This window comes from Halosimplex pelagicum, assembly GCF_013415905.1.
GTDB lineage: Archaea > Halobacteriota > Halobacteria > Halobacteriales > Haloarculaceae > Halosimplex > Halosimplex pelagicum.
In genome coordinates this window covers 3,695,330-3,707,751 of sequence record NZ_CP058909.1, presented here as the reverse complement: position 1 = coordinate 3,707,751, position 12,422 = coordinate 3,695,330, and the positions used below count along the sequence as shown (strand labels likewise).

Annotated in this window: 15 protein-coding genes and 1 tRNA gene; 7 read left to right on the top strand and 9 right to left on the bottom strand. The window is 69.8% G+C overall.

Translation table 11 applies throughout. The annotated features are described in order from the left end of the window. Nucleotides 1-33: 33 nt before the first annotated feature. Both HZS54_RS18775 and HZS54_RS18770 read right to left on the bottom strand, forming a co-directional pair. Complete coding sequence (locus HZS54_RS18775) at nt 34-930, bottom strand: 1,4-dihydroxy-2-naphthoyl-CoA synthase (RefSeq protein WP_179918593.1); 897 nt, start codon at nt 928-930, stop codon at nt 34-36. Nucleotides 931-1,020: 90 nt separating this feature from the next. Further along, nucleotides 1,021-1,407, bottom strand: coding sequence for a RidA family protein (locus HZS54_RS18770; RefSeq protein WP_179918592.1), 387 nt, complete (start codon nt 1,405-1,407; stop codon nt 1,021-1,023). Between the two features lie 146 nt (nt 1,408-1,553). On the opposite strand from HZS54_RS18770, the gene HZS54_RS18765 reads away from it, so the two are divergent. Continuing rightward, nucleotides 1,554-2,639, top strand: a complete 1,086-nt coding sequence (locus HZS54_RS18765; protein WP_179918591.1) for a J domain-containing protein — start codon at nt 1,554-1,556, stop codon at nt 2,637-2,639. A gap of 15 nt (nt 2,640-2,654) precedes the next feature. Here the strand turns inward: HZS54_RS18765 and menD are convergent, their stop codons facing one another. Together menD and HZS54_RS18755 are read right to left on the bottom strand one after the other, a co-directional pair. Beyond that, nucleotides 2,655-4,445, bottom strand: a complete 1,791-nt coding sequence (menD, locus tag HZS54_RS18760; RefSeq protein WP_179918590.1) for a 2-succinyl-5-enolpyruvyl-6-hydroxy-3-cyclohexene-1-carboxylic-acid synthase — start codon at nt 4,443-4,445, stop codon at nt 2,655-2,657. Beyond that, nucleotides 4,442-5,788, bottom strand: a complete 1,347-nt coding sequence (locus tag HZS54_RS18755) for an isochorismate synthase (protein WP_179918589.1) — start codon at nt 5,786-5,788, stop codon at nt 4,442-4,444. The genes menD and HZS54_RS18755 overlap by 4 nt, the downstream gene beginning before the upstream one ends. Nucleotides 5,789-6,042: 254 nt before the next feature. On the opposite strand from HZS54_RS18755, the gene HZS54_RS18750 reads away from it, so the two are divergent. The 4 genes from HZS54_RS18750 to HZS54_RS18735 all read left to right on the top strand — a co-directional run bounded on the left by HZS54_RS18750 (nt 6,043) and on the right by HZS54_RS18735 (nt 8,970). Then, nucleotides 6,043-6,264, top strand: a complete 222-nt coding sequence (locus HZS54_RS18750; RefSeq protein WP_179918588.1) for a ribbon-helix-helix domain-containing protein — start codon at nt 6,043-6,045, stop codon at nt 6,262-6,264. A 66-nt stretch (nt 6,265-6,330) separates the two neighbouring features. Then, on the top strand, nt 6,331-6,609 hold the full coding sequence (locus tag HZS54_RS18745; RefSeq protein ID WP_179908582.1) for a UPF0058 family protein: 279 nt from the start codon (nt 6,331-6,333) through the stop codon (nt 6,607-6,609). 132 nt (nt 6,610-6,741) lie between these two features. After that, the gene (locus tag HZS54_RS18740; protein ID WP_179918587.1) at nt 6,742-7,533 is read left to right on the top strand and encodes an enoyl-CoA hydratase/isomerase family protein; all 792 of its coding nucleotides are present in this window, start codon (nt 6,742-6,744) and stop codon (nt 7,531-7,533) included. Nucleotides 7,534-7,623: 90 nt separating this feature from the next. Continuing rightward, nucleotides 7,624-8,970: a cytochrome P450 gene (locus HZS54_RS18735; protein ID WP_179918586.1), complete on the top strand. Its 1,347-nt coding sequence runs from the start codon at nt 7,624-7,626 to the stop codon at nt 8,968-8,970. Here the strand turns inward: HZS54_RS18735 and HZS54_RS18730 are convergent. From HZS54_RS18730 to HZS54_RS18710, 5 genes are all read right to left on the bottom strand, one after another. After that, nucleotides 8,871-9,425, bottom strand: a complete 555-nt coding sequence (locus HZS54_RS18730; protein WP_179918585.1) for a hypothetical protein — start codon at nt 9,423-9,425, stop codon at nt 8,871-8,873. The genes HZS54_RS18735 and HZS54_RS18730 overlap by 100 nt on opposite strands. An 86-nt stretch (nt 9,426-9,511) precedes the next feature. Then, nucleotides 9,512-9,775 (bottom strand): type II toxin-antitoxin system RelE family toxin, encoded by a 264-nt coding sequence (locus HZS54_RS18725; RefSeq protein ID WP_179918584.1) that lies wholly within the window; start codon nt 9,773-9,775, stop codon nt 9,512-9,514. After that, complete coding sequence (locus HZS54_RS18720; RefSeq protein ID WP_179918583.1) at nt 9,768-10,043, bottom strand: ribbon-helix-helix domain-containing protein; 276 nt, start codon at nt 10,041-10,043, stop codon at nt 9,768-9,770. The genes HZS54_RS18725 and HZS54_RS18720 overlap by 8 nt, the downstream gene beginning before the upstream one ends. Before the next feature lie 317 nt (nt 10,044-10,360). Further along, nucleotides 10,361-10,433: transfer RNA gene (locus HZS54_RS18715), tRNA-Arg, on the bottom strand. 77 nt (nt 10,434-10,510) lie between these two features. Next, complete coding sequence (locus HZS54_RS18710; RefSeq protein ID WP_179918582.1) at nt 10,511-10,834, bottom strand: Sec-independent protein translocase subunit TatA/TatB; 324 nt, start codon at nt 10,832-10,834, stop codon at nt 10,511-10,513. Between the two features lie 151 nt (nt 10,835-10,985). On the opposite strand from HZS54_RS18710, the gene HZS54_RS18705 reads away from it, so the two are divergent. Both HZS54_RS18705 and HZS54_RS18700 read left to right on the top strand, forming a co-directional pair. Beyond that, nucleotides 10,986-11,462 carry a redoxin domain-containing protein gene (locus tag HZS54_RS18705; protein ID WP_179918581.1) on the top strand — a complete coding sequence of 159 codons (477 nt, stop codon included), beginning with the start codon at nt 10,986-10,988 and terminating at the stop codon, nt 11,460-11,462. A 55-nt stretch (nt 11,463-11,517) separates the two neighbouring features. Next, nucleotides 11,518-12,330: an HD domain-containing protein gene (locus HZS54_RS18700; RefSeq protein ID WP_179918580.1), complete on the top strand. Its 813-nt coding sequence runs from the start codon at nt 11,518-11,520 to the stop codon at nt 12,328-12,330. Nucleotides 12,331-12,422 lie beyond the last annotated feature (92 nt).

Here is a 12,422-nt window from a genome sequence, read left to right as displayed (position 1 = left end):
GCGCGAGGAACTCTCCGTCGGAAAAAGTGGCTCTTAGTAGTGCCAGTCGTAGTCGTCGAACTCGGGGTCGCGGCCCTCGTTGAAGGCGTCGCGGCCTTCCTTCGCTTCGTCGGTCATGTAGCCCAGGCGGGTGGCCTCGCCGGCGAAGACCTGCTGGCCGACCATGCCGTCGTCGGCGGCGTTGAACCCGTACTTCAGCATGCGGATGGCCATCGGCGACTTGCTGGTGATGCGGTCGGCCCACTCTATGGCGGTCTCCTCTAGCTCGTCGTGCGGGACGGCCTCGTTGACCATGCCCATGTCGGCGGCCTCGTCGGCGTCGTAGGTCTTGCCGAGGAAGAATATCTCGCGGGCCTTCTTCTGGCCGACCTGGCGGGCGAGGTAGGCCGAGCCGAAGCCGGCGTCGAAGGAGGCCACGTCGGGGTCGGTCTGGAGGAACTTGGCGTGGTCGGCCGAGGCGAGGGTGAGGTCGCAGATCACGTGCAGCGAGTGGCCGCCGCCGACGGCCCAGCCGGGGACGACGGCGACGACGGGCTTGGGGATGTGGCGGATCTGGCGCTGGACTTCGAGGATGTGGAGGCGGCCGGCCTCGGCGGCGTCCTCGCGGTCGGCGTCGTCGTCGCGGTACTCGTAGCCGTCGTCGCCGCGGACGGACTGGTCGCCGCCCGAGCAGAACGCCCAGCCGCCGTCCTTCGGCGACGGGCCGTTGCCGGTGAGGAGGACGCAGCCGATATCGGACTGGCGTTTGGCGTGGTCGAGCGCGGTGGAGAGCTCGTCGACGGTGCCCGGGCGGAAGGCGTTGCGCTTCTCGGGGCGGTCGAAGGCGATGCGGACGGCCGGGGTGTCGGTCCCGCAGTGGTAGGTGATATCGCGGAAGTCGAACGCGTCGACCGGCTCCCAGCGGTCGGGGTCGAAAGTCTCCGAAACCATGCCGGTCCTCGGGTCGGGCCGCGCAAAAAGATTCCTCAGTCGGCGGCGGCCCCGCCGCGCTCCCGGGCGTTCACACACCCGCCCGTGTGGTCAGTCGGAGACGACCGCGGTCGCCTCGACCTCGACGCAGAAGTCCTCGTCGACGAGGCGGCTCACCTCGACCATCGTCGAGGCGGGCCGCACGTCGGCGAACACCTCGCCGTGAGCGCGGCCGACGGCCTCGTAGTCGTCGATGTCGGTGACGTACATTCGCGTTCGGACCACGTCCGCGACGCTCGCACCCGCGTCGTCGAGCGCGCCCGCGACGATGTCCAGCGCCGCCTTCGTCTGTTCGTAGGGTCCGTCGCCGACCACCTCGCCGTCCTCGTCGACCGGCGTCGTGCCGGAGACGTGAACCTGCCCGTCGACAGCGACCGCCCGCGAGTAGCCGACGTGCGCTTCCCACTCCGTGCCGCTGGTGACCGTCTCCCGAGACATGTGAGTGGTCTGACGCGGCGCCGAGAAGTGCGTTCCGGTCGCGGCGGGCGGACGGCCGTCGGGCTCCGAACGCTATCGGTTCCGATATTCGGGCACAGGGGTTTTATCGTCGGCCCGCGAAGTCGGGACGATTTAGGGCGCTCCCCATGACAGAGACCTTCTACGACCGCCTCGGCGTCGACGGCGACGCGACGACCGAGGAGATCGAGGACGCCTATCGGGAGGCGATAAAGCGGGTTCACCCGGACGTGAGCGACGACGTGAACGCGGGGGAGCGCACGAAGCGACTCAACGAGGCCAAGCGCGTGCTGACCGACGGCGAGGAGCGCGCCAGGTACGACCGCCTCGGGCACGCGGCCTACACCGGCGAGGGGACGCCCGACGCCGGGTCGACGCGGACGGCCGCCGGGAGCGGTGACACCTCGGAGTCGGGGGCCGGAGCCGGGGGCGGCGCCGGCTCCGCGGCGACCGAGTCGGGTGCGGGCGGCGCCGGTTCGGGCACTGCGACCGGGACGGACCGGTCCGATCCCAGCGAGAGCACGTGGCGCGGGTCCCAGCAGCGCGGTCGACGCTCGGGGACCGACGGGTCGACGGGAGGGACGGACCGGCGTCGCCGCGAGCGAGCCCGGGGGCGCAGACGAGCGGACGGCAGCGATGCGGCCGCGGGGACCGGTGACGGGACGACCCGCTCGACGGGCGGGTCGACGGGGCCATCCTGGCAGTCCGGCGGCTCGCCCGCCGGGGCGGGAGGGGGCGGGAGTGGTAGCTCCCCCTCGGCCCAGCGCCAGGCCGCCGCGGGAGCGTCGAACGGTCCGAACGCCGACTGGTCGTGGAACGCGTGGGACGCCACAGGCGCCTGGGCCGTCCGGAACGGCCCCGAGGACGACCGCCGGCTCCGACTCAGCCGCCTGTTCCCGGTCGACCAGTCGGTCGTCCTGCTGGTGTCGACGTTCGTCTGTTACCCCTTCTTCGTCGGCGCGACGCTGTACCCGGCGTTCCCGCTGCCCGCGCGAGTTGTCGTCGGGATCTGCACGCTGCTGACCTTCGCCTACCTGCTGTCGATCCCCGAGGCCGCGATCCTCGTGTTCGGCCTCTGGAGCGTCGTCGTGCCGATACTCCTGCTTGCGTTCCCGGGCCTCGGCGTCTTCTCGCTGGCCGGCGTCATCGGCCTGACCGCGACCTGGGTCCCGCTCGGCATGTCGGTGCTGACGTTCTCGCTGGTGCGGTCCTGAGAGCCCGGGAATCGGTCAGCGCTCTTCGGCTACTCGCTCGCAGACGCGCTCGTGGAGGCGCTCGCGGCGGCGGTGGCTGGCCTCGCCGTCGGTCCGCACCTCGATGACCTGCGTCCCGTCGCGGTCGAGCGACTCGCGGTAGGCCGCCGCGAAGTCCTCGGCGCCGGTCGCGCGCCTGAACGCCAGGTCGTACAGGTCGGCCGAGTGCTCGAAGTCGAGGCCGTGAGGGGTGACGAACTGCTCGGTGAAGGGCGGGTCGAACTCCTCGATGGGGAGGATGTGGAAGATACCCCCGCCGTCGTTGTTGATCAGGACGATCGTCGCGTCGACGCCGCAGCGGGCGACCGAGAGCAGGCCGTTCGCGTCGTGGTAGTAGGCCAGGTCGCCGGTGACGACCACGAGCGGGTCGTCGGTGGCGCTGCCGGCGCCCAACGCGGTGCTCGCGATGCCGTCGATGCCGCTGGCGCCGCGGTTGCCCAGGACGGAGAGGTCCGCGCGCCGCGGCCGGCCGAAGCGGTCGCAGTCGCGGACGGGCATGCTGTTCGAGACGAACACGGTCGCGGGGTCGGGCGCGCTCGCGACGACTTCCGCGAGGACCGCGCCTTCGAACGCGCTCCTCTCGGCCGCCGATCCGGCGACCTCGTCGACGAGGCTCCAGTGAGCGGCCTCGGCGCGTTCGAATCGTTCGCGCCACGCCGCCTCGGGACCGTCGTCGGCCGCCGGAGTCGTATCGACTCGCTCGGCCAGCGCCGAGGCCACCGCACCCGGGTCCGCCTCGACGTAGTCGGTCGCGGTGAACTCGGCCTCGGGCCAGTCGCCCGCGGGGTCGACGACGACCTGCCGCGCGTCGGCCTCGGCGAGGAACTGCCGCAGCACCTTCGACGTGGGCGAGGCGCCGGTCCGGAGGACGACCTCGGGGTCGGGCCAGCCGGGAGCGTCGAGATAGGAGTCGTAACCGCCGAACACCGGCCGGTCGGCGGCGAGCGGACCGTACCGCAGCCCCGAGAGCGGATCGGCCAAAAGCGGGAAGCCGGTCGCGTCGAGCAGGCGGGCGACCGCCTCGGAGTCGCAAATGCCGGGGTTCAGCGGTCCCGCGACGACCAGGCCGCGTTCCGCCGATTCGAGGGCGGCCGCTATCTCATCCATCGCGGCGTCGTCGGGTTCGAGCCGCCCCGTCGCCGTCCGGACGAACGGCCCGTCGCGGCCCTCGACAGCGAGCGGTGCCTCGTCGGCCAGCGAGTCGGGCACGTCGCCGGGTTCTTCGGTGGGTTCGAGCGGCTTCGCGACCGGGAAGTTGAGGTGGACCGGGCCGGGGTTCGCGCCGGTCGTCTCCGCGACGGCGCGGTCGGCGGCCACTCTGAGCGACCTGAGCCGTCGGGGCTCGGGCGCGGGCTCGGGCAGGGTCTTGTACCACCGGACGGCGTCGCCGTAGAGCTTCGTCTGGTCGACGGTCTGGTTGGCGCCGCTGTCGGTGAGTTCGGCGGGTCGGTCGGCCGTGAGCACCAGCAGCGGGACCCTGGATTGGTTGGCCTCGATGACGGCCGGGTGGTAGTTGGCCGCGGCGGTCCCCGAAGTGCAGACGAGAGCGGTCGGCTCGCCGGTCCGCCGGCCGCGGCCGAGCGCGAAGAACGCGGCCGAGCGCTCGTCGAGCACGGAGAACGTCTCGATATCGTCGTGTTCGGCGAGCGCGACGGTCAGCGGCGTCGAGCGGCTCCCGGGGGAGACGATGGCACCGGTGACGCCGCTCTTCGCGAGTTCGTCGACGAGCGTCCGCCCCCACAGTGTTGCGCGGTTGGGCGCGGTCATTCGAGCGCGTCCAGCACGGGGCGGTACTTCAACTGTACCTCGTCCCACTCGCGGTCGGGGTCGCTGTCGCCGACGATGCCGTTGCCGGCGAACAGCGTCGCCCGGCGCTCGGTCGCGACCGCCGAGCGGATGGCGACGGCGAAGGTGCCGTCGCCCTCGGCGTCGAACCAGCCCACGGGCGAGGCGTACCAGCCGCGGTCGAACGCTTCCGTCTCCTTGATCGTCTCCAGGGCCTCGTCCGGCGGGAGCCCGCCGACCGCCGGCGTCGGGTGCAGCGCCTCGACCAGCGAGAGGACGTGGTCGTCCTCCGCGAGTTCGGCCGTCACCGGCGTCTGGAGGTGCTGGACCGTCGCCAGCCGACGCACCGTCCGGTCGCCTGTCGATATCGAGGTGGCGTAAGGGGACAGTTGCGTCTTGATCGCCTCGACGACCAGGTCGTGCTCGTGGCGGTCCTTGTCGTTGTCCTGCAGTTCGCTGGCGAGCCACTCGTCTTCCTCCGGAGTGTCGCCCCGGCCGGTCGAACCGGCCAGCGCCTCCGTCCTGACGGTCCGGCCGTCCCGGCTGATCAGCCGCTCGGGCGTCGCGCCGAAGAACTGCCCGCCGCCCTCGGGGGCGACCAGGAAGCGGAAGCAGTCGGGGTACGTCTCCGAGAGGCGCTCGTACACCGACGGGACGGACAGCTCGTCGCGCAGGTCGACCGTCAGCGCCCCCGCGAGGACGACCTTCCGGAGCGTCCCGCGGCGGATGCGCTCGACGGCGGCCTCGACCTGGCGGCGCCAGCCGGCGTCGTCGGGCGTGAACGTGCGGCGCTCGATCCCGGGGCCGTCTTCCGGTGGCTCGTCCTCGAGGGCTTCGACCCGTTCGACCCATTCGTCGAGTCGCGCCTCGGCTTCGGTCGCCGCCGACGGGCCGGTCGCGGTCACGACGACCCAGGTCGACCCGTCGTCGGTCCGGACGACCTGAACGGCCGGGAGCACGAACTGCGCGTCGGGGAAGCCGTCCCAAGGCGACTGGCCCCCGTCCTTGTCACCCTCGTGGAACGCGAAGCCGCCGAACAGTCGCGGTCGGGCGGCCCGCGGGAGGTCGGATTCGACGGTGCGGCCGGCGAACAGCGCCTCGCCGGCCCGCCGGACGTGGTCGAAGCGGTCCGCGCCGTCGGCGGTGATCGTCGCCACCGACCCGCCGGCGGCGACTCGCTGGCCATCGGCCGACCAGGCGACCGTCGGTCGCGGGAGTTCGCCCAGCACGGTCTCGACCGCGACGCCGTCGACCTCGCGTCCGCGCGTCGCGATGGTCGTCTCGTCGGGTTCGACCGACGACTCGTCACCACGGAGAGGTTCCATCTCCAGGCGCTTAGGACCGTACGCCTTTCAGCCTAACTACTTCGGACCGCGCCGCCGGAACCCCGGAGGGAGGCGCTTCGGCCGGCGATACGGCGTCCTTCGACCCGGCGAGGTGGCGATCCCTCGGCCCGGCGGATCGGCCACAGGTGACGGCCGGCGAGCGGGGCGGCCGATTCGACCGCTGTGCCGTGATCGATTCGGCTCACACCCCCGCCAAAGTTAAATACCCCCTTCCCGAAGCATCGACCGATCCGATGCCCAAGGTAGATCTCACGATCCCCGAACACCTCGAGATGCGAATCACCCAGCTCGTCGAGCAGGGTGAGTTCCTCAACCGGGAGGAAGCCATCGAGGACCTGCTCTCGACGGGGCTGAAGGCGTACAAGACGAGCGGCCCGATGGACGACGAGGACGAGGCGGGGAGCGGCTACGAGGACGACGGGATGATGGGCCACGAGGACGAGTACGTTTTCTGACCCCGCGGTCCGCGTGTGACCCTCTGACGGACAATTGTTAAATCGGCGGTTCCCATAGGGACGCCCATGCACAAGGACGAACTCCTCGAACTCCACGCGCAGATGCTCACGATCAAGGACTACTTCGCCGGGCTCGAAGACGTCGACGCGACGCTGTTCGACGCCTACGAGGAACTCGACGTGACCCCCGAGGACGTCCACAAGTCCAAGAGCGAACACAAACACGCCGTGTTCGTCCTCGGCAACGCCCTCGCCACCGCCATGAGCGAAGACGAGTTCTCCGACGCCGGACGCGTCGGCAAGCGGATGAAGGAACTCGCCGAGGACGCCGAGAAGAAACTGTAACCGGTCGAGACCGCTCGACCGACTGCCGGAGTTCGTCGCTCGTCCGGTCGTTTGCCGCCCGCTGCCGAGACTCGTTTCTCCCGACACCGCCCTCGCCAGAGCCTTCTTTCCGCCGCCGGACGGACTACCGGCATGGACATCTCGGCGTTCGACCGCGAGCGCGACGCGCTGGCCGTCTCGCTCGACGACCGCGGCCACCTCGCGGTCACCATCGATAGACCGGACAGCCTGAACGCCATCGACGACGCCGTCCGCGAGGGGGTCGTCGACCTCCTGCGGGGCGTCGACGACGACGAAGTGCGCTGTGTCACCTTCGAGGGCGCCGGCGACCGGGCGTTCAGCGCCGGCGCCGATATCGAGAGCGTCGCCGACCGCACCCCCGCCGAAGCGATGGACGTGACGCCGATGTACGAGGTGGTCGCCGACTACCCGCGACCCACGCTCGCGGCGGTCCGCGGCTACTGCCTCGGCGGCGGCCACGAACTCGCGCTCGCCTGCGACATGCGGGTCGCCGCGACCGACGCCGAGTTCGGCTTCCCCGAGGTCGGCCTCGGGCTCCTCCCGGGCGGCGGCGGCACCCAGCGACTCGTCCGCCTCGTCGGCGAGGGCCGCGCGAAGGAACTCGTCTTCCGCGGCAGCCACATCGACGCCGAGCGGGCGGCCGACTGGGGGCTCGTCAACCGCGCCGTCCCGCCGGCGGAGTTCGACGAGACCGTCGAGTCGTACGTCGACGACCTCGTGAACGGCCCGCCGCTGGCGCTGAAGGCCGCCAAGCGCGTCGTCGACGCCGCCGAGGACAGCAGCCTCGCCGCCGGGACGGCCATGGAGAGCCAGGCCTTCGGGTTCCTGACGACCACCGACGACTTCGCCGAGGGCCGGGCGGCCTTCCGGGAGGACCGCGACCCCGACTTCGAGGGGGAGTGACCCGCTCCCGGCGTGACCGCCGCCCGCCCGACGGGGCGGACCGCGAGCGCTCGGGTAAGCGGTTATTGCTGTCGCGCTCGTAACAGGACCATGGCCGAATCCGCGACCGAGAGCGATGTCGTCCGTCCGCCGGGACCCAGCGGCAAGCCGCTGGTCGGGAGCCTCGTCGAGTACACCCGCGACCCGTACGGCTTCGTCGAGCGCCTCGCCCGCGAGTACGGCGACCTCGCCTACTACGAGATCCTCGGGACGCCGTTCTACCAGGTGAACAGCCCCGAGGGAATCGAACACGTCCTCGTCGGGAACAATCAGAACTACGTCAAAGGCGAGCTGTTCCAGGAGTCGCTCGGCCCCGTCCTCGGGAACGGCCTGCTCAACAGCGAGGGGGAGTTCTGGCGCCGGCAACGCCACCGCATCGGCCCCGCGTTCGAACCCGACCGCATCGCCGAGTACGCCGAGACGATGGCCGAGCGCACCGAGGAGACGGCCGCGCGGTGGCGCGACGGCGCCGTCCGCGACGTGAACGAGGACATGATGGAGCTCACCCTGGAGATCGTCGCCGACGCGCTGTTCGGCGTCGGCGTGGCCCGCGACGTGGACACCGTCGCCGACTCGCTGGCAGTCGTCATGAACTATCAGGAGGGGGTCTCGGCGGACATGCTCCCCGTCGACGTGCCGACGCCCGGGAAGATTCGCCTCCGGCGGGCCGTCGACGACCTCGAGGACGTGGTCTACCGGATCATCGACGAGCGGGCGCGCGACCCCGGCGACGACGTGGTCTCGCGGATGCTCGCCGTCGAGGACGAGGAGGGCCGCGGGATGTCCCGCGAGCAGATCCGCGACGAGGTGATGACGCTCCTGCTGGCGGGCCACGAGACCACCGCGCTCGCGCTGACATTCACGTTCTTCCTGCTCGCCCAGCACCCCGAAGTGGAGCGGCGCCTGCTGGACGAACTGGACGAGACGCTCGGCGGCGACCCGCCCACGATCGGGCAGGTCCGGGACCTGCCGTATCTGGAGACGGTCGTCGAGGAGTCGATGCGCCTCTATCCGCCGGTCCCGGGGATCGTCCGCGAGGCGACCGCCCGCGACGAGATCGCCGGCTACACGATTCCGGAGGGCGCGACGATATCGATCAACCAGTGGGCGGTCCACCGCGACCCGCGGTTCTACGACGACCCGATGGCCTTCCGCCCGGATCGGTGGACCGACGAGATGCGAGAGGACCTGCCCCGACTTGCCTACTTCCCGTTCTCGGCCGGGCCGCGCCGCTGCGTCGGCGACCGGTTCGCGATGCTGGAGGCGAAGGTAGTGCTGGCGACGCTGCTCCAGCGGTATCACCTCGAACTCGTCTCCTCGCCCGAACTCGACCTGGTCGCGACCATCACCGCCCGGCCGCGAAAGCCCGTGCAGATGCGCGTCCGCGAGCGTGAGTGAGCGGTCAGCGACGTTCCGCCGGTTCTTCTCCGTCGGGGATCCACGTCAGCCGTCCGAGCCCCGCACGGAACCGCCGGGCCGTCCCGGCAGGCCCCCACCGGAAGGCGAGGACGTACGCGGCCAGCAGCGCGAACAGCTGGTCGAGAGACGACGGCAGCACCGCCCTCGAAGGCGAGTTCGACGACCAGCAGCGCCGGGATCTGGGTGACCACGAAAGCGACGAAGAACGCGACCGACTGGAGGGCGTCGGGCCGGTTGCCCGTCGCCTCCGCGAGCGCTATCGGGACGGCACCGGCCACGAGGACCGTCTCGGTCATCGACAGGCCGAACGGATACCCCGCGGGGTCGGCGACCGCGGCCGCGGTACTCCCGATCGGAAAGCCCACGAGCACGAACGCGACGAGCAAACCACCGAGATTTCGGGACTCATCCGGGAGTGTGCGCTCGCGGTTCATCTATCACGAGTCGTCGGCCGCGCGGGGTAAACCTTGTGTCGGCGACAGATCGCTCGTTGCGAGCCGTGGCTGATCTGACTCGTTCGCTACGGTGGGAGGTGTCGGTCGTAGATACTTCGGCGGTGACCGACGGCCTCGACGCGGAGAAGGTCGTCACCCCGGTCCCACGTGATAATAGCTCGATAATCGCCGGCTCGGAGTTTGTGGTAGGGGTAGCCAGAGAGCGGTTCGAGGCGATGCTCGGTCCAGTCCGTCGCCTCGTCCACCTTGTTCATGACACGGTCGGCGACCTGCGAATCGAGGTTCTCCAGATGGTTGATAGCTTTCTCGGTGTACTCGACGTCAGTCATCCAGACCCAGTCGCTCGCGTGCCTCTTCGGCCGTCACCGTCTCACCTTCGTCTGCCTGTTCGCGGCTCTCTTCGAGGTCTTCGAGCGTGTCCTCGGAGAGGGTCTTCGGCGGATTCACCCAATCCCGGAGCGCGTCCCTGATAGCCTCGGACTTGCTGGAGTAGCCGCGACGCTCCCACTCTTCGTCGATCCGCGTCAGCAGCGATTCGGGAACCCGAACGTTGATTTTCTCCATTCTGTCGTCGTTGGTATCGGTGTCCGTGCTCATGTGCTGTGATACAGCTGTATCACACAAAAGGCTTCGCTCAGCGAGAGTGTGAACGGACGGATGGGCTGGGCTGGTGTGGCGGGATTCGAATCAGATGTCACCATTCCGAACTTGCGCCCTTCGCACGTTAAGAACGGTTCCTATAATCGAATCCCCTACGTGCGGAGCAAGCATCCGCGCGCTGTGCGCGCGGTTCACCGGACGCGAGCGAGCGGAGCGAGCGAGTCGTCCGGCTCTTTTTCCCCAAGTTTTTGCAGCGGAGGATCCCCGCAGCGGCGCGAAGCGCCGCAAGGCGCTCTCCGCTGCAAAAAGTGGTACGGGCGTGGCGGGATTCGAACCCGCGATCGAGGGGTTAGGAACCCCTCGCCCTGTCCCCTAGGCCACACGCCCTACCGGGGACAGCGCCCGCCGGGAGAAAGAACCTTGCTGTTGCTCACCGGCGTGAGAGAGCGGGGAGAACGGAACCGTCAGTTCGAGGTGGACGACGACGAGTCCGAGGAGTCGATGGAAGCCTCGGTCTCGCGCTCGGCCTCGGTCTTGAGGATCTCGCCGTCCTCGTCGACGATGTTGCCGTCGTCGTCGATGGTCGCGCCCTCTTTCATCTCCTCGAGCTCCGCTTCGACCTGCTCGCGACCCTTCTGGAACTCGCCCATGGCCTGGCCGGTCGACCGCGCGAGTTTCGGAATCTTGTTGGCACCGAACAGCAGCACGGCGATCAACAGGATCACGATCAGTTCCGTCCCGCCCGGCATACCCCCGACCGGGAACAGGGGGATGAGTGTGTCCATCATCTCTACCCGACGCTTACTCGACGCCAATTATAACCTTTTTGCTGTCTATCACCCCGCTCGGTCCCCGTTTCATCAATCTTTCGGCGAGGCCGGATCCGGCCGGGCCCGCCGGTGTCCCAACACCCTTCCCGTGCGAGGGTAACCGTCCGCCATGGTCGACGAGGGAGACGCCGCACCCGACTTCACCGCACCGCTGGCCGACGGCGACGTGACACAGTTCACGCTGTCCGACCGGCTCGACGAGGCGCCGCTGGTCCTGGCGTTCTTCCCCGGCGCGTTCACCGGGACCTGCACGCACGAGATGGAGACCTTCGAGGACCGGCTCGACGAGTTCGGCGACCTCGGCGCGACGGTGTACGGGGTCAGCGTCGACACGCCGTTCGCGCTGAACGCCTTCCGCGAGGACAGCGGGCTGACCTTCGGGATGCTCAGCGACACGAACCGGCGGATCGTCGACGCCTACGACCTGGCGATGGACTTCGCGTCGCTGGGCGTCGACGACGTGGCCAAGCGCGCAGTGGTCGTGGTCGATGGCGAGGGCGCCGTCCGCTACGAGTGGGTGGCGGGCGACCCCGGCATCGAACCCGACTACGACGAGGTGCGCGACGCCGTCGCCGCGCTGGACTGACGGCGAGGTTCCCGAGCACGAGGGGTTTTTGCGCGCCCGGACGGACAGTGGAGACATGAGTGACGACCGAGACATCATCGACGGTCAGTCGTACGACCCGGACGCGGACCACGCCTTCCCCGACGAGCGGCTCAACGAGGTGCTGGCGTTCGTCGAGCGCGACGAGGAGATCCAGACGTATCTCGACGCCCAGAACGTCAACCCCGTCGCGCGGATGCGATACAACGACCACGGCGCCAAACACGTCAGCATCGTCCGCGACCGGGCGCTGACGCTGTACGAACTCTGTTACGACGGCGGCGTCGAGTTCAACGGCGCCGCCGAGCAGGGCCTCGATGCCGCGGACGAGCCGGTGATCGTCGCGCTCGCGGCGACGCTGCACGACATCGGGCACGTCGTCCACCGGGACGAACACCCCTACTACTCCATCCCGCTGGCCGCGGACCTGCTGGACCGGATCCTCGACGAGTGGTACGACACCGCCGACGCCGTGCGGATGAAAGGCGAGGTGCTGCACGCGATCCTCTGTCACCACACCGAGGAGACGCCGCTGACGACCGAGGCGGGCATCGTCCGGCTGGCCGACGGGCTGGACATGGAACACGGCCGGTCGCGATACCCCTACGAGCGGGGCGGTCGCGGCATCAACACCGTCTCCAGCCAGGCCATCGAGTCGGTGACGCTGAAGGCCGGCGACGGCGCCGCGGTCCTCGTGGAGATCGAGATGCACAACGCCGCCGGCGTCTACCAGGTCGACGAACTCCTGAAGGCGAAGCTCCGCGGGTCGGGGCTGGAAGACGACGTCCGGATCGTCGCCGTCAACTCCTCCGACGGCGGTCAGAACATCGTCGAGCGGATCGAGCTGTGAGCCGGCGGCGGGCCGTCGCTGTCGGGAGTCGCTGAGGAGGCGACAGTCGGAAGGGTCCGCCGGAGGCGAAACGCCCTTTCGACCGTAGCCGG

What these genes read in the sequence shown, in the direction of transcription:
- HZS54_RS18740 (WP_179918587.1), top strand. Translation starts at nt 6,742, where the DNA reads ATGGACATCTCGGCGTTCGACCGCGAGCGCGACGCGCTGGCCGTCTCG.
- HZS54_RS18735 (WP_179918586.1), top strand. Translation starts at nt 7,624, where the DNA reads ATGGCCGAATCCGCGACCGAGAGCGATGTCGTCCGTCCGCCGGGACCC.
- HZS54_RS18730 (WP_179918585.1), bottom strand. Translation starts at nt 9,425, where the DNA reads ATGAACCGCGAGCGCACACTCCCGGATGAGTCCCGAAATCTCGGTGGT.
- HZS54_RS18755 (WP_179918589.1), bottom strand. Translation starts at nt 5,788, where the DNA reads ATGGAACCTCTCCGTGGTGACGAGTCGTCGGTCGAACCCGACGAGACG.
- HZS54_RS18745 (WP_179908582.1), top strand. Translation starts at nt 6,331, where the DNA reads ATGCACAAGGACGAACTCCTCGAACTCCACGCGCAGATGCTCACGATC.
- HZS54_RS18770 (WP_179918592.1), bottom strand. Translation starts at nt 1,407, where the DNA reads ATGTCTCGGGAGACGGTCACCAGCGGCACGGAGTGGGAAGCGCACGTC.
- HZS54_RS18710 (WP_179918582.1), bottom strand. Translation starts at nt 10,834, where the DNA reads ATGATGGACACACTCATCCCCCTGTTCCCGGTCGGGGGTATGCCGGGC.
- HZS54_RS18750 (WP_179918588.1), top strand. Translation starts at nt 6,043, where the DNA reads ATGCCCAAGGTAGATCTCACGATCCCCGAACACCTCGAGATGCGAATC.
- menD (WP_179918590.1), bottom strand. Translation starts at nt 4,445, where the DNA reads ATGACCGCGCCCAACCGCGCAACACTGTGGGGGCGGACGCTCGTCGAC.
- HZS54_RS18725 (WP_179918584.1), bottom strand. Translation starts at nt 9,775, where the DNA reads ATGACTGACGTCGAGTACACCGAGAAAGCTATCAACCATCTGGAGAAC.
- HZS54_RS18765 (WP_179918591.1), top strand. Translation starts at nt 1,554, where the DNA reads ATGACAGAGACCTTCTACGACCGCCTCGGCGTCGACGGCGACGCGACG.
- HZS54_RS18705 (WP_179918581.1), top strand. Translation starts at nt 10,986, where the DNA reads ATGGTCGACGAGGGAGACGCCGCACCCGACTTCACCGCACCGCTGGCC.
- HZS54_RS18700 (WP_179918580.1), top strand. Translation starts at nt 11,518, where the DNA reads ATGAGTGACGACCGAGACATCATCGACGGTCAGTCGTACGACCCGGAC.
- HZS54_RS18775 (WP_179918593.1), bottom strand. Translation starts at nt 930, where the DNA reads ATGGTTTCGGAGACTTTCGACCCCGACCGCTGGGAGCCGGTCGACGCG.
- HZS54_RS18720 (WP_179918583.1), bottom strand. Translation starts at nt 10,043, where the DNA reads ATGAGCACGGACACCGATACCAACGACGACAGAATGGAGAAAATCAAC.